Origin of the sequence: Alloalcanivorax sp., from assembly GCF_964221125.1 — a bacterium.
GTDB lineage: Bacteria > Pseudomonadota > Gammaproteobacteria > Pseudomonadales > Alcanivoracaceae > Alloalcanivorax > Alloalcanivorax venustensis.
Genome location: NZ_CAXPXK010000026.1, coordinates 1 through 13,493 on the forward strand (window position 1 = coordinate 1; position 13,493 = coordinate 13,493).

A 13,493-nucleotide genomic window follows, 5' to 3' on the forward strand; every position below is an offset into this window, starting at 1 on the left:
CCAGCCGCACCAGGGTGGCGCCTTCTTCGATGGCCACCGTGTAGTCCGCGCTCATACCCATGGAGAGGGTGTCGAGGGCCGGCATTGTATTGCGCAATTGTGACAGTGTCATGGCGAGGGCGTGGAAAGCGGCGCGGTTGTGGTCGTCGCTGTCGGCGCGGGGAATCGCCATCAGGCCGCGCAGGCGCAGGCGCGGCCAGTCGGCGAACCCGGCGGCCAGCGCCGCGACCTGATCCAGGGCGACCCCGCTTTTGCTGGCTTCGTCGTCCACATTGACCTGGATGCAGACGTTGAGCGGCGGCAGGTGGTCCGGGCGCTGCTCGTTGAGCCGGCGCGCCACCTTGGCGCGGTCCACGGTGTGCACCCAGTCGAAATGGGCGGCGATGTCGCGGGTCTTGTTGGACTGGATCGGGCCGATGAAATGCCACTCCAGGCCCCGGTCCGCCAGGGCGGGCATCTTGTCGAGGGCTTCCTGGAGGTAGTTTTCACCGAAATGACGCTGGCCCTGGTCGGCGAGCGCGGCGATCTCGTCGGCGCCGCGGGTCTTGCTGACCGCCAGCAGGGTGACGCTTTGCGGGGCCCGGCCGGCGCCGGCGCAGGCGGCGTCGATCCGTGCGCGAATCGAGGTTAGCGGGGTATCGGTTTCGGGCATGATTGAATGGCTCACGGCGAGCGGTTAGTTTAAGGACCTATACCGTCCTGCGAAATTCTACTGAGAAGAATACAGAAACCCATGGATATCACCGAACTGCTTGCCTTCAGCGCCAAAAACGGCGCCTCGGATTTGCACCTTTCCGCCGGCCTGCCCCCGATGATCCGGGTGGACGGCGACGTGCGCCGTATCAATCTGCCGGCCATGGAGCACAAGGAAGTGCACGCGCTCGTTTATGACATCATGAACGACAAGCAGCGCAAGGATTACGAGGAATTCCTGGAGACCGACTTCTCCTTCGACGTGCCCGGCGTGGCCCGTTTCCGGGTCAACGCCTTCAATCAGAACCGCGGCGCCGGCGCCGTGTTCCGGACCATTCCCTCCAAGGTGCTGACCATGGAGGACCTGGGCATGGGCAAGGTGTTCCAGAAGATATCCGATTTCCCACGCGGCATCGTGCTGGTGACCGGGCCCACCGGCTCGGGTAAATCCACCACCCTGGCGGCGATGATGGACTACATCAACGAGAGCCGCTACGAGCACATCCTCACCATCGAGGACCCGATCGAATTCGTGCACGAATCCAAGAAGTGCCTGGTCAACCAGCGGGAAGTGCACCGCGACACCCTGGGCTTCGCCGAGGCGCTGCGCTCCGCCCTGCGGGAAGACCCGGACATTATTCTGGTGGGCGAATTGCGCGACCTGGAAACCATCCGGCTGGCGCTCACCGCCGCCGAAACCGGCCACCTGGTGTTCGGCACCCTGCACACCACCTCGGCGGCCAAGACCATCGACCGGGTGGTGGACGTGTTCCCGGCGGAGGAGAAATCCATGGTCCGCTCGATGTTGTCGGAATCCCTGCAGGCGGTGATCTCGCAGACCCTGATGAAGAAAAACGGCGGCGGGCGGATCGCCGCCCACGAGATCATGATCGGCACCGCCGCGATCCGGAACCTGATCCGCGAGGACAAGGTGGCGCAGATGTACTCCGCCATCCAGACCGGCGGCGCCCTGGGCATGCAGACCCTGGACCAGTGCCTGCAGGGCCTGGTGAAGAAAGGCCTGGTGGCCCGTCAGGCGGCCCAGGAAAAAGCCAAGAACCCGGACGCCATCTGATTGGGGCAAGCGCATGGAATTTGAAGATCTTCTTAAATTAATGGTGCAGAAAGGCGGCTCGGACCTGTTCATCACCGCCGGCGTGCCACCGAGCATGAAAATTCACGGCAAGGTGCTGCCGGTGACGCGCAACGCCCTGACCCCGGACATGACCCGGGACATCGTGCTCAGCACCATGAACGAAAAGCAGCGCAAGGAATTCCTCGAACACCACGAGTGCAACTTCGCGATTTCCGCCCGCGGCATCGGCCGGTTCCGGGCCAGCGCCTTTTACCAGCGCAACCTGGTGGGCATGGTGCTGCGCCGCATCGAGACCAAGATTCCCAACGTGGACGAGCTGCGCCTGCCGCCGGTGATCAAGGACCTGGCGATGACCAAGCGCGGCCTGGTGATTTTCGTCGGCGCCACCGGCACCGGTAAATCCACCTCGCTGGCGTCGATGATCGGCCACCGCAACAAGAACTCCAAAGGGCACATCATTTCCATCGAGGACCCGATCGAATTCATCCACCAGCACCAGGGCTGCATCGTCACGCAACGGGAAGTGGGCATCGACACGGAATCCTTCGAGGTGGCGCTGAAGAACACCCTGCGCCAGGCGCCGGACGTGATTCTGATCGGCGAGGTGCGCAGCCGCGAGGTGATGGACCACGCCATCGCGTTCGCCGAGACCGGCCACCTCTGCCTGGCCACCCTGCACGCCAACAATGCCAACCAGGCGCTGGACCGCATCATTCACTTCTTCCCGGCGGATCGCCATAACCAGCTTTACATGGACCTGTCGCTGAACCTGCGCGGCATCGTCGCCCAGCAGCTGATCCCCACCCCGGACGGCAAGGGCCGGCGCGCCGCCATCGAAGTGCTGCTCAACACGCCGCTGGTGTCCGACCATATCCGCAAGGGCGAGATTCACCTGCTGAAAGCGCTGATGGGCAAGTCCCGGGAACAGGGCATGCAGACCTTCGACCAGGCGCTCTACGATCTGTACGACGCCGGCGAGATCACCTACGAGGACGCCATCGCCCATGCCGACTCGCCCAACGACCTGCGCCTGATGATCAAGCTCGGCAACGAAACCGACGCCACCAGCCTGGATCACGCCACCCGCGGCCTGACCATCGAAGGCGACCACGACTAACCGGCGTTTATCCTTCTTTTACGGTCGCCGGGGCAAGAGTGCACCTATCCTTCACGGACGGGCTCCCACTCTTGCCCGGACATTCGTATCGGGAGGCAACGTCATGAACAAGTTCGCATCCGCCCACTGGGAAGGCGACATCAAGAAGGGCAAAGGCACCATTTCCACGCAAAGCGGTGCCCTCAAGGAACAGCCCTACGGTTTCAACACCCGCTTCGAGGACGAGCCCGGCACCAACCCGGAAGAGCTGATCGGCGCCGCCCACGCCGGCTGTTTCTCGATGGCGTTTTCGCTGGAGCTGGGTAACGCCGGCTACACCGCCGACAGCATCGACACCAAGGCGAAAGTGACTTTGGATAAAGACGGCGACGGCTTCAGCATCACCAAGATTCATCTGGATATGAACGCGAAGATTCCCGGCATCGACGACGCCGAGTTTCAGAAAATCGCCAACGGCGCCAAGGAAGGGTGTCCGGTGTCCAAGGTGCTCAACGCTGAGATCACCCTGGACGCCAAACTCGGCTGAAGAACTGTGCGAGCGAGCCCTCAGGCCGGCTCAGCCAGCGTGCCGGCCCGGTAGTCCCGCAGCGCCTGCTCGACCTCTTCCTGCGTGTTCATCACGAAGGGACCGTACTGGGCCACCGGCTCGCCGATCGGCTTGCCCGCCAGCAACAACAGCCGGGCACCGTCCTTACCGGCGGCGAGCGTCACACGATCGCCGTCGCTCAGCGTGCCGGTGTGCTCCAGGCGCAGCGTCTCGCCATTCACCGTCAGGCTCCCTTCGAACAGATACAGCAGCGCGTTGTAGCCGCTTTTCACCGGCACGGTCAGGCTTTCGCCGCCGCGCAACTTCACGTCCAGGTAGAGCGGATCGGTGCTGCCGCCGACCACCGGCGCGGTGATCGTTTCACCGTTGAGCGTCACCTCGCCGGCCACCGCCTTGACCTGCCCGCCGCCGGGCAGATCCAGACGCGGCATCTCGGTGTCGGTGATGTCCCGATAACCGGCCGGCTTCATCTTCTCCGCCGCCGGCAGGTTGATCCACAGCTGGAAGCCGCGCAGCAAACCGTCCTGCTGCTGGGGCATTTCCTCGTGGATGATGCCGCGCCCGGCGGTCATCCACTGCACGCCGCCCTGCTTGAGATCGCCTTCGTTACCCAGGTGATCACGGTGCTTCATGTGTCCTTCCACCAGGTAGGTGACGGTCTCGAAGCCACGGTGCGGATGGGCCGGGAAGCCGGCCACGTAGTCGTCCGGATTGTCGGAGGAGAACGCGTCCAGCATCAGGAACGGATCCAGCCGCACCGCCGGGTTGTGGCCCAGCGCGCGCTTCAGGCGCACGCCGGCGCCATCGGATGTATCCAGGGCACGGAACGTATTAAGTATGCGACGCTCTTTCATGGTTGCCTCCTGTTGGCTGTCCTCCGGGGCGCCCTCAGACGCCCCGGATCTCCCGTTCGCCCAGCCGGTCGCGGTCGTGGGCGGCGGAAAGATCCTGCTCCGGGCCGATCGAGATGATCCCGTGGGGGTTCACCGTCGGGTGGCTGCGGAAATAATGGTTGCGGATATGATCCATATCCACGCTGCCGGCCACACCGGGCAGCTGGTAGAGCTCGCGCAACAGACCGCTCAGGTTGGGGTAGTCGGCGATCCGGCGGCGGTCGCACTTGAAGTGCGTAACGTAAACCGGATCGAACCGCACCAACGTGGTCCACAGGCGCAGATCCGCCTCGGTGAGCGTGTTGCCCACCAGATAGCGGCTTTTACCGAGCCGCTCTTCCAATTCGTCGAGGGTGCCGAACAGCGCCTGCACCGCCTCGTCGTAGGCCTGCTGGCCGGTGGCGAAGCCGGCCTTGTAAACGCCGTTGTTCACCTTCTCGTAGATCGGGCTGTTAACCGCCTCGATCTGTTCGCGCAAATCACTCGGGTAGTAATCCCCCGGCCGCGCACCGACCCCGTCAAAGGCACTGTTGAACATGCGGATAATGTCGGCGGACTCGTTGCTGACAATGGTCTCGCGCTGCTTGTCCCACAGCACCGGCACGGTGACGCGCCCGGTGTACTTACCGTCGGCCTTCAAATACAGCTGATACAGCTTGTCCAGGCCGTACAGCGGGTCGCCGGTGGCGCCCGGGAAGTCCTCGCGCAGTTCCCAGCCGTGCTCCAGCATCAGCGGGTGCACCACGGACACGTCAATGTGCTTCTCAAGGCCTTTCCAGGCGCGCATCACCAGCGCCCGGTGGGCCCAGGGGCAGGCGTAGGACACATACAGGTGGTAACGGCCGCTCTCCGCCGGGAAACCGCCCTCGCCGGTGGGGCCGGCTTCGCCGTCGGCGGTCACCCAGTTACGAAACTGGCTTTCCGAGCGCTTGAAATGGCCACCGGTGCTCTTGGTGTCGTACCACTTGTCTTGCCACTGTCCTTCTACCAGCAGTCCCATGGGACCTCCTTGGAATCATTGCTTGAAGCTGACCTCTATTATTGATTCTGAAAAGGCGATATAAAACAGCACATATTTGTGAAATATGGTCAATTGATTCGATATGTCGACGAAAATCACCCTGGACCAATGGCAGGCCCTGATCGCCGTGGTGGACGAGGGCGGCTACGCCGCCGCCGCCGAGGCGCTGGATAAAAGCCAGTCCGCGATCAGCTACGCGGTGCAGAAAATCGAGACCGAGCTGGGCGTGCGCGCCTTCGCCCTGGAGGGCCGCCGCGCCAAACTCACCGAGACCGGCAGCCTGTTGTACCGCCAGGCCAAGGTGCTGGTGGACGAGGCGGGCCGCATCGAGAACACCGCGATCCGCTTCGGCCACGGCTGGGAGCCGCTGGTGCGGCTCACCGCCGACGGCCTGTTCCCCCAGGATCAGGTACTCTGCGCCCTGGTGCGGCTGGCCAGCGAAAGCCCGCTGACCCGGGTGGAGTTCCAGGAAACCGTGCTGTCCGGTTCCGAGGAAGCGCTGCTGCGCCATGAGGCGGACGTGGTGATCACCGGCCGGGTGCCGCCCGGCTTCATGGGGGATCATCTGTCGCGGATCCGCTTCGTGGCGGTGGCGGCGCCGGAGCACGCGTTGCACCATCAGGGGCCGCTGGAGCTGGACCACCTGCGCCCGCACCGCCAGCTGGTGATCCGCGATTCCGGCAAGCGCCGGGTGGACTCGGGCTGGCTGGGCGCCGAGCAGCGCTGGACCTTTTCCCACGGCAGCGCGCGCCGCCAGGCGTTGCTGCGCGGCCTGGGTTTCGCCTGGGTGCCGGAGACCGAAATCGCCGCCGACCTGGCCGAAGGCCGCCTGCTGCCGCTGCCGCTTAAAGAGGGCGTGGAGCGCTTCCACGACCTCTATCTGGTCTACGCCGACGGTCAGTACGCCGGCCGGGCCGCACGCTTTCTCGGTGAATGCCTGAGGGCGGAAGCCGAACCCGTTTAACTGGTAGGAAAGAGAACACCATGACACCGAACACCACCGCGATTCGCATTGAGAACCGCTATAACGGCCCGCCGGGCTCCGCCAACGGCGGCTATATTTGCGGCCGCATGGCCGAGCACGCCGGCACGGCGTGCGTGGAAACCCGCCTGATGGCGCCGCCGCCGCTGGACACCGACATGCCGCTGCGGCTGGACAACGCGCAGTGGTTCGCCCTGCACGACGACCAGCCGGTGGCCCGCGCCCGCCAGGCCAGCCTGCCGGAAATGACGGTGCCGGCCCCGGCCACCGTGGACGAAGCGCGGGAGGCGGAAACCCGCTTCAGCGGTTTCGTCGACCATCCTTTCCCTGGCTGCTACGTGTGCGGCCCGGACCGGGACGACGGCCTGCGGCTGTTCCCCGGTTGGCTGGACGACCGCCGCGCGGTGGCCTGCCCGTGGACACCGGCGGCCAGCCACGGCGACGACCGGGGCCGGGTGACGCTGCCGCAGGTGTACGCGGCGCTGGACTGCCCGGGCTCGTTCACCCTGGAGAAAGACCCGGACACCTGGGTGGTGCTGGGCAGTTTCACGGTGCAGGTGGACGCGCTGCCGAACGTGGGCGAGACCTATGTGGTGAGTGGCTGGCCGCTGGGCCGCGACGGGCGCAAACACTTCGCCGGCACCGCGGTGCACGACGCCGCCGGTCGCTGTCTGGCCCGCGCCCATGCGGTCTGGGTGCAGATTCCGGCCGGTTCCCGTTGACGTCACCCTCGCGGAAGCGCTCTATACTGTTTGAGAATGATTCCCAGGGAGTTGTCCAATGCGAGTCTTACACAGCCTGCCCTTGATCGCCGCGCTCGCCCTGTTGCTGGGCGGGTGCGTGTCGCCGGTGGTGATCGACCATCGCGCCGGCACCGATTTCAGTCAGTACCGCAGTTACGCCATTGAGGCGCCGGACGCCGACCAGGAGGCGCTCAGCCTGAACGGCCAGCGGGTGCAGGAAGCCGTACACCGCGAACTGGCGGACGGACCGCTGACCCGTACCGACCTGGATCAGGCGGACCTGGCGGTGCGCTACGCCTTCGTGCCGGTGGAGAAATTCCAGGGCAGCACCCTGCAATTCGGCTTCGGCTGGTTCAACCGGGGCTACGGCATCGGCGCCACCACTCCGGTGGAAGGCGAGACCTACGAAGAGCACAAGCTGCAAATCGCCCTGGTCGAACGCCGCAGCAGCGAAGTGGTCTGGGAAGCCACCAGCCGCGACACGCTCTACGAATCGATGAGCAGCGAACGCCGCAAGGAGCGCATCGACGTGATGGTGGCGGAGATGTTCAATCGCTTCCCGCCGGGCGCGGCGAACTAAGCCACCGCAGGGTCACGCGCAGGCCGCCGCTGTCGGCGGCGTCCAGCGCAATGGTACCGCCGGTGCGCGCCATCACCGAGGCGACGATGGCCAGGCCCAGCCCCTGGCCCTCGCCACCGCCGCGCCAGCCCCGGTCCAGGGCGCGGGCGCGCTGATCCGGGGCCAGCCCGGGGCCCTGATCCTCGACGGCCACGGCAATGTCTTCGCCGTTGTGTCCGCTCTCTACCCGCACCCCTATCTCACCGCCGGCCGGGCTGTGCCGGACCGCGTTCTCCAGCACATTGCGCAGCGCGATCCGCATCAGGCCCGGTCCGGCCGGAGCGGCCCGCCGCAACGCCCGGTCATCGTCCGCGTCCAGGTGAACGGTGAGGCGCTTTTCGAGGCTGGCGGGCCGCAGTTCTTCCAGCACCGTGGCGAGCAGATCGCCGAGTGCCTCGGGCGGCTCCCGGCGCCGGCTTTCCGCGCCCTCTTCCCGGGCCAGGGCCAGCAGCTGGTCCAGGTTGTTGGCCAGCCGCAGCACCGCCTGCCGGGCCTGCGCCCGGGCGTGGGCGGCGCGCTCGCCGTCGGTCATATCGGCGACCTGAAGCTGGGTGCGGATCGCCGCCAGCGGCGTGCGCAGTTCATGGGCCAGGTCGTCGGTGAGGCGCCGTTCGCGCAGCAGGGCATCGCGGGCGTTGCCGAGCCAGTGGTTGAGGGTGTCGACCATGGGCGCCAGCTCCACCCCGCCTTCCGGCACACTCAGGGGCGCTTCGTCGGTGACCCGGCGCCGGGACAGGTCGGCACGCAGCACGGCCAGCGGCGCCAGGGCGCGCCCCACCGCCCACCACACCACCGCCAGGCTGGCCAGCAGGCCCAGGCCCAGGGTCACCAGCAGCACCAGCGCCACCTGGCGCATAAAGGCGGTGCGCCCGGCCATGCGTTCCGCCGAGGTGACGCGCAACTCGCCGTCGCTGACGGTGAACACCCGCCAGGTTTCGCCCTCGACCTGTTGCTCGCCGAAGCCGTCCTCGGGCAGCGCCAGTCCGGCGTTGGGGGCGCCGCCGGAACGGGCCAGCACCTCGCCGCGCAGGCTGCTGATTTCACAGGCGATGCCGCCCAGGGGCAGGGCGCCGGACTCCTGCAGTTTCAGGTCGCTGGCGGCGTCGCTTTCCAGCAGCGACACCACCATGCGCGCGGACGCCGCCAGGCGCTGGTCCAGCACCCGCGCGACCCGGTCACGGACCTCGCCGTGCAGCCACACCGCCAGCACCAGCCACAGCACCGACAGCCCCAGGCCCATGCACAGCAGCAAGCGGCCGCGCAAACTGGCGGGCGCGATCACGGCGGGGCCCCCAGCCGGTAACCTTCGCCACGCACGGTTTCGATCAGGGCGTCGCCGAGTTTGCGGCGCAGGTTGTGGATGTGCACCGCCAGGGCGTTGCTCTCCACGCCGTCGGTCCAGCCGTAGACCCGGTCGGCGAGCTGAACCGGGGTCAGCACCTGGCCACGGCTTTGCAGCAGCGCCTGCAGCAGGGCCCGCTCACGGCGCGGCAGGGTGACCGCCTCGCCGTGCAGCCAGAGCCGCTGGGCCGCCGGTTCGAACCGCAGGCCGCCGTACTCGATCACCGGTGCGGCGCGGCCGGCGGCGCGGCGCATCAAGGCGTGCAGGCGGGCCACCAGTTCGTCCAGGTCAAAGGGTTTCACCAGGTAGTCATCGGCGCCGGCGTTCAATCCCGTCACCCGGTGCTCGACACCGTCCCGCGCGGTGAGCACCAGCACCGGCTCGTCCCGCCCCAGGCGGCGCCAGCGCGCCAGCAGCGACAGCCCGTCCTGGTCGGGCAAACCCAGATCGAGCACCACCAGGTCAAAGGCGGTACTGTCCAGGGCGGCGTCGGCATCGGCGGCGCGGGTCACCCAGGCCACGGAAAAGCCGTGGGCCTGAAGACCGGCCTGCACGCCGTCGCCGAGCAGGGCGTCGTCTTCGATCAGTAGTACATGCATAGGAAACCAGAATGCGGGCGCCGGATTAACCCGGCGTTAATCATGGTCGGGAATGCTGGGCCCGGCAACCAGGACACCCAAGAGGCCCCATGAACGCTTTGCAACTCGGACCCTTCGCGCTACCGCTCGCCCTGCTGCCCTGGCTAGTGGGCCTGATCGCCGCCTGGCTGGTGGCCTGGTACGGCCGCCGCCGTGGCCACGGGGACGCCGAGCCGCTGCTATGGCGCATCGGGCTGCTGGCGCTGATCGGCGCGCGGGTGGCGTTCGTGGCGCGCTACCACGACCGCTTCGCCGGGCCGCTGGAAATGATCGACCTGCGCGACGGCGGCCTCTGGTGGCCCGGTGCGGTGGCCGGCGCCGGCCTGGCCCTGGCCTGGGCGCTGCGCGGCCGCGCACGGGAAGAGGACGCGCCGCTGTCCGAGAGCTGGCGCGCCCTGCTCACCGGCGCGGTGGCGGCGGTGCTCACCGCCAGCGTGACCCTGGCCGTGAGCAGCACCGACCAGCCGGCGCCGGAGGTGACCCTGCACCGGCTGGACGGCACCCCCGTGGCGCTTTCCGCGTTGTCCGAGGACCGCCTCACCCTGGTCAATCTGTGGGCCAGCTGGTGCCCGCCCTGCCGGCGCGAGATGCCGGTGCTGGAACAGGGCCAGAGCGACTATCCGGGGGTGCGTTTCGTGTACGCCAACCAGGGCGAGTCGGCGGAGATTATCCGCGGCTATTTGCTGGAAGAGGGTTTGCGCCTGGACAACGTGGTGTCGGACCCGCACAGCGACCTGGCCCGGGCCCTGGGCGGCAGCGGCCTGCCCACCACCGTGCTGATCGGCCGCGACGGCACCCTGGTCAACAGCCATGTGGGGCCGCTTTCCCGGGCCAGCCTTCATCATTTTATTAACCCGCACCTTCAGGAGTAGCCCATGCACACTCGACCGACCGTCCGACAGACCCTGGCGCTGGTGGCGCCGCTGCTGATGGCGCTGACGGCGGCGCTGTTCAGCCCGCCGGCCAGCGCCCAGATCAGCGAGGAGCAGGCCCGGCAGGTACGGTCGCTGCTGGCGGACAGCCACTGGGTGGCGGAAGGGCCGGAAAATCCGGAGCGGGTCGCCTACATGTTCACCGACATGGAATGCCCGTACTGCGCGCGCCAGTGGGAGGCGATGCGGCCCTTTATCAATGATGCGGACAACGTCACCCAGGTGCGCCACGTGATCGTCGGCATTCTCAAGCCGCAGAGCCACGCCAAGGGCGCCGCGGTGCTCGCCGCCGACGACCCGCTGGCGGCCCTGGAGAAAGGGCAAAAAGAGTTCGACGCCGGCGGGCTGGCACCGTTGCGGGATATCCCGAAGGACATCAGCCGGGCGCTGGGGGAGAACCGCATACTGATGCAACGGCTGGGCATCCGCGGCACCCCGGCGACGATCTTCACCGATACCCGGGGGCAACTGCAGTTCGCCCCGGGTTTGATGGGCGAGTCGTTGCTGGCGACCCATCTGTTTCAGATGGAAGCGGACGCCGGCGTCAGTCGCTGAGCCAGCTGACCTTGCCCTGGCAGACGGTGAGCTTGACCACCCCGGGCAGGGTGGCGTTGCGCCAGGGCGAGTTACGGCCCGCCGACAGCCAGTGGCTGGCCAGGCCGCGGCTCTCATCGGCGGCCAGCACGCACAGGCTGGCCGGGCGGCCGGCTTCCAGCTGCCCCGCCTGAATACCCAGGCAGCGGGCCGGCGCGGCGGTGACCGCGTCCAGCGCCCGGTGCAGTGGCAAGGCGCCTTCCGCCACCAGCTTGAGGATCAGCGGCAGCAGGCTGTCCAGGCCGGAGATGCCCGGTTTGGAGGCCGGGAACGGCGCCGCCTTGCTCGACGACCCCACCGGCTGGTGCTGGGAGCAGATGGCGTCGATGGTACCGTCCGCCACCGCCGCCAGCAGCGCTTCGCGGTCGGCGGCGCCGCGCAGCGGCGGAATCACGTGGCAGTGGCTGTTGAAGCCTTCGATGGCGGACTCGTCCAGCAGCAGATGGTGAATGCTCACATCGGCGGTGACCGGCAAGCCCCGGGCCTTGGCTTCGCGCAGCAGCCACAGGGATTCACGGCTGGAGATCTGCTGGAAGTGGGCGCGCACGCCGGTGGCTTCCACCAACAGCAGGTCGCGGGCCAGGTCCACCGACTCCGCCACGGCGGGGATGCCGGGCAGACCCAGGCGGGTGGCCACCGGCCCGTCATGGGCACACCCGCCGCCGGCCAGGGCCGCGTCCTGGGGACGGAACATCACCGGCAGATCAAAGGTGGCGGCGTACTCCAGGCCGCGCTTGAGCACCAGGGCGTCGACCACGCGGGCGCCGGCCTGGCCCACGGCGATGCAGCCGGCCCGGGCCAGCGTCGCCATCTCCGCCAGCTGATTGCCTTCCAGCCCCTGGGTGAGCGCGGCCACCGGCAGCACCCGGGCGAAGCCGGCCTGGCCGGCCTGCTCGCGGATCAGCCGCACCACCGCGGTGGAGTCCACCGGACCGCAGTCCGGCTGCGCCGCCATGTGGGTGATGCCGCCGCCGGCGGCGGCGCGGGTTTCCGAGGCGATGTCGCCGGCGCGGCCGCTGCCGGGCAGGGACAGGTGCACGCAGGCGTCCACCAGGCCGGGGATCACCCAGTGGCCCTCGGCGTCGAAGATCTCGGCGCCGGGGGCGTCCAGGCTGGCGCCGATGCGCACCAGCCGGCCGTCTTCCACCAGCAGGTCGGCCACTTCGTCACGGCCGGAGAGCGGGTCGATCACCCGGCCCTTGCGGATCAGCAGATGGGCTCTAGCGGCCATGGTCGCCTCCGTGGTCCGGGTTGCTTTCCTGGCCGCTGATGGTCATCGACATCACCGCCATACGCACCGCGATGCCGAACGTCACTTGGTTGAGAATCACCGAGCGCGGGCCGTCGGCCACTTCCGAGGCGATCTCCACGCCCCGGTTGATCGGCCCCGGGTGCATGACGATGGCGTCCGGGCGGGCGTGGCGCAGCTTCTCGTTGTTGAGGCCGTAGAGGCGGAAGAATTCGCCCTCGCTGGGCAGCAGCGCGGAATCCATGCGCTCCTTCTGCAGGCGCAGCATGATCACCACGTCCACGTCCTTGAGGCCCTGAGCCATGTCGGTGAACACAGTGACGCCGAGCTGCTCCACGTCGGTGGGCAGCAGGGTGCGCGGGCCGATCAGCCGCACTTCCTCGGCGCCGAGAATATTCAGCGCGTGGATCTGCGAGCGCGCCACCCGCGAATGCAGGATGTCGCCGACGATCGCCACCCGCAGGCCGGCGAAGCCGCCCTTGTAGTGGCGGATGGTGTACATATCCAGCATCGCCTGGGTGGGGTGGGCGTGGCGGCCGTCACCGGCGTTGATCACCGCCACTCTCGGCGTCACCTCGTTGGCGATGAAGAAGGGCGCGCCGGAATCCTGGTGGCGCACCACGAACATGTCGGCGGCCATCGCCTCCAGGTTGCGCAGCGTGTCGAGCAGGGTTTCGCCCTTGCTGGTGGCCGATTTGGCGATGTCCAGGTTGAGCACGTCGGCGCTGAGCCGCTTGGCGGCCAGCTCGAAGGTGCTGCGGGTGCGGGTGCTGGATTCGAAGAACAGATTGACCACCGTCTTGCCGCGCAGCAGCGGCACTTTCTTGATCGCGCGCCCGCCCACGTCGACGAAGCTGGCGGCGGTATCAAGAATGTCTTCAAGCAGGGAACGGGGCAGGTGTTCAACGGAAAGAAAGTGTCGCAGCTTTCCGTCTTCGGTGAGCTGCACGCGGGAGGAGGGCGGCGGCGCAAGCGTCATTCTTCGGGCCTTATGTCTCGAATCTCCGCAGTCAAAGGCGCGGGCCCG

At 67.5% G+C, this 13,493-nt stretch carries 15 protein-coding genes; 8 read left to right on the forward strand and 7 right to left on the reverse strand.

Going from position 1 to position 13,493, the window contains the following annotated elements; translation table 11 throughout:
* Positions 1–652: YggS family pyridoxal phosphate-dependent enzyme (locus ACEQZD_RS03200; RefSeq protein ID WP_370183905.1), on the reverse strand; the 652-nt coding region annotated here is incomplete at its 3' end.
* Between the two features lie 81 nt (positions 653–733).
* On the opposite strand from ACEQZD_RS03200, the gene ACEQZD_RS03205 reads away from it, so the two are divergent.
* The 3 genes from ACEQZD_RS03205 (at position 734) to ACEQZD_RS03215 (ending at position 3,432) form a co-directional block, all read left to right on the forward strand.
* On the forward strand, positions 734–1,768 hold the full coding sequence (locus tag ACEQZD_RS03205; RefSeq protein ID WP_142947895.1) for a type IV pilus twitching motility protein PilT: 1,035 nt from the start codon (positions 734–736) through the stop codon (positions 1,766–1,768).
* A 13-nt stretch (positions 1,769–1,781) separates the two neighbouring features.
* A complete protein-coding gene (locus tag ACEQZD_RS03210) occupies positions 1,782–2,906 on the forward strand; it encodes a PilT/PilU family type 4a pilus ATPase (RefSeq protein ID WP_370183907.1) in 1,125 nt (374 codons plus the stop codon).
* Positions 2,907–3,009: 103 nt separating this feature from the next.
* Complete coding sequence (locus ACEQZD_RS03215; protein WP_194856499.1) at positions 3,010–3,432, forward strand: OsmC family protein; 423 nt, start codon at positions 3,010–3,012, stop codon at positions 3,430–3,432.
* A gap of 20 nt (positions 3,433–3,452) precedes the next feature.
* Here ACEQZD_RS03215 and ACEQZD_RS03220 read toward each other — a convergent pair whose 3' ends face one another.
* Positions 3,453–4,307 (reverse strand): pirin family protein, encoded by an 855-nt coding sequence (locus ACEQZD_RS03220; RefSeq protein ID WP_370183910.1) that lies wholly within the window; start codon positions 4,305–4,307, stop codon positions 3,453–3,455.
* Positions 4,308–4,341: 34 nt separating this feature from the next.
* Positions 4,342–5,346 carry a glutathione S-transferase family protein gene (locus ACEQZD_RS03225; protein ID WP_370183913.1) on the reverse strand — a complete coding sequence of 335 codons (1,005 nt, stop codon included), beginning with the start codon at positions 5,344–5,346 and terminating at the stop codon, positions 4,342–4,344.
* Positions 5,347–5,449: 103 nt separating this feature from the next.
* On the opposite strand from ACEQZD_RS03225, the gene ACEQZD_RS03230 reads away from it, so the two are divergent.
* The 3 genes from ACEQZD_RS03230 to ACEQZD_RS03240 are packed head-to-tail and all read left to right on the forward strand — an operon-like array spanning position 5,450 to position 7,672.
* Entirely contained in the window at positions 5,450–6,331 is an 882-nt protein-coding gene (locus ACEQZD_RS03230) for a LysR family transcriptional regulator (RefSeq protein WP_142947900.1), read from the forward strand.
* Positions 6,332–6,351: 20 nt separating this feature from the next.
* Positions 6,352–7,071 (forward strand): hypothetical protein, encoded by a 720-nt coding sequence (locus ACEQZD_RS03235; RefSeq protein ID WP_370183915.1) that lies wholly within the window; start codon positions 6,352–6,354, stop codon positions 7,069–7,071.
* Positions 7,072–7,129: 58 nt separating this feature from the next.
* Positions 7,130–7,672: a DUF4136 domain-containing protein gene (locus ACEQZD_RS03240; RefSeq protein ID WP_370183917.1), complete on the forward strand. Its 543-nt coding sequence runs from the start codon at positions 7,130–7,132 to the stop codon at positions 7,670–7,672.
* Here ACEQZD_RS03240 and ACEQZD_RS03245 read toward each other — a convergent pair.
* The gene (locus tag ACEQZD_RS03245) at positions 7,641–8,993 is read right to left on the reverse strand and encodes a sensor histidine kinase (protein WP_370183919.1); all 1,353 of its coding nucleotides are present in this window, start codon (positions 8,991–8,993) and stop codon (positions 7,641–7,643) included. The genes ACEQZD_RS03240 and ACEQZD_RS03245 overlap by 32 nt on opposite strands.
* The gene (locus ACEQZD_RS03250) at positions 8,990–9,652 is read right to left on the reverse strand and encodes a response regulator (RefSeq protein WP_370183920.1); all 663 of its coding nucleotides are present in this window, start codon (positions 9,650–9,652) and stop codon (positions 8,990–8,992) included. The genes ACEQZD_RS03245 and ACEQZD_RS03250 overlap by 4 nt, the downstream gene beginning before the upstream one ends.
* Before the next feature lie 89 nt (positions 9,653–9,741).
* On the opposite strand from ACEQZD_RS03250, the gene ACEQZD_RS03255 reads away from it, so the two are divergent.
* Together ACEQZD_RS03255 and dsbG are read left to right on the forward strand one after the other, a co-directional pair.
* Complete coding sequence (locus ACEQZD_RS03255) at positions 9,742–10,563, forward strand: prolipoprotein diacylglyceryl transferase family protein (RefSeq protein ID WP_370183923.1); 822 nt, start codon at positions 9,742–9,744, stop codon at positions 10,561–10,563.
* A 3-nt stretch (positions 10,564–10,566) separates the two neighbouring features.
* Positions 10,567–11,178 carry a thiol:disulfide interchange protein DsbG gene (gene dsbG / locus ACEQZD_RS03260; RefSeq protein WP_255442235.1) on the forward strand — a complete coding sequence of 204 codons (612 nt, stop codon included), beginning with the start codon at positions 10,567–10,569 and terminating at the stop codon, positions 11,176–11,178.
* Here the strand turns inward: dsbG and ACEQZD_RS03265 are convergent.
* A complete protein-coding gene (locus ACEQZD_RS03265; protein ID WP_370183925.1) occupies positions 11,168–12,448 on the reverse strand; it encodes a dihydroorotase in 1,281 nt (426 codons plus the stop codon). The two genes, dsbG and ACEQZD_RS03265, sit on opposite strands and share 11 nt — an antisense overlap.
* On the reverse strand, positions 12,438–13,445 hold the full coding sequence (locus tag ACEQZD_RS03270; RefSeq protein ID WP_194856763.1) for an aspartate carbamoyltransferase catalytic subunit: 1,008 nt from the start codon (positions 13,443–13,445) through the stop codon (positions 12,438–12,440). Before ACEQZD_RS03270 ends, ACEQZD_RS03265 begins: the two co-directional genes overlap by 11 nt.
* Positions 13,446–13,493 lie beyond the last annotated feature (48 nt).

Coding starts and splice junctions, on each gene's coding strand:
- ACEQZD_RS03205 (WP_142947895.1), top strand. CDS start 734: ATGGATATCACCGAACTGCTTGCCTTCAGCGCCAAAAACGGCGCCTCG.
- ACEQZD_RS03210 (WP_370183907.1), top strand. CDS start 1,782: ATGGAATTTGAAGATCTTCTTAAATTAATGGTGCAGAAAGGCGGCTCG.
- ACEQZD_RS03215 (WP_194856499.1), top strand. CDS start 3,010: ATGAACAAGTTCGCATCCGCCCACTGGGAAGGCGACATCAAGAAGGGC.
- ACEQZD_RS03220 (WP_370183910.1), bottom strand. CDS start 4,307: ATGAAAGAGCGTCGCATACTTAATACGTTCCGTGCCCTGGATACATCC.
- ACEQZD_RS03225 (WP_370183913.1), bottom strand. CDS start 5,346: ATGGGACTGCTGGTAGAAGGACAGTGGCAAGACAAGTGGTACGACACC.
- ACEQZD_RS03230 (WP_142947900.1), top strand. CDS start 5,450: ATGTCGACGAAAATCACCCTGGACCAATGGCAGGCCCTGATCGCCGTG.
- ACEQZD_RS03235 (WP_370183915.1), top strand. CDS start 6,352: ATGACACCGAACACCACCGCGATTCGCATTGAGAACCGCTATAACGGC.
- ACEQZD_RS03240 (WP_370183917.1), top strand. CDS start 7,130: ATGCGAGTCTTACACAGCCTGCCCTTGATCGCCGCGCTCGCCCTGTTG.
- ACEQZD_RS03250 (WP_370183920.1), bottom strand. CDS start 9,652: ATGCATGTACTACTGATCGAAGACGACGCCCTGCTCGGCGACGGCGTG.
- ACEQZD_RS03255 (WP_370183923.1), top strand. CDS start 9,742: ATGAACGCTTTGCAACTCGGACCCTTCGCGCTACCGCTCGCCCTGCTG.
- dsbG (WP_255442235.1), top strand. CDS start 10,567: ATGCACACTCGACCGACCGTCCGACAGACCCTGGCGCTGGTGGCGCCG.
- ACEQZD_RS03265 (WP_370183925.1), bottom strand. CDS start 12,448: ATGGCCGCTAGAGCCCATCTGCTGATCCGCAAGGGCCGGGTGATCGAC.
- ACEQZD_RS03270 (WP_194856763.1), bottom strand. CDS start 13,445: ATGACGCTTGCGCCGCCGCCCTCCTCCCGCGTGCAGCTCACCGAAGAC.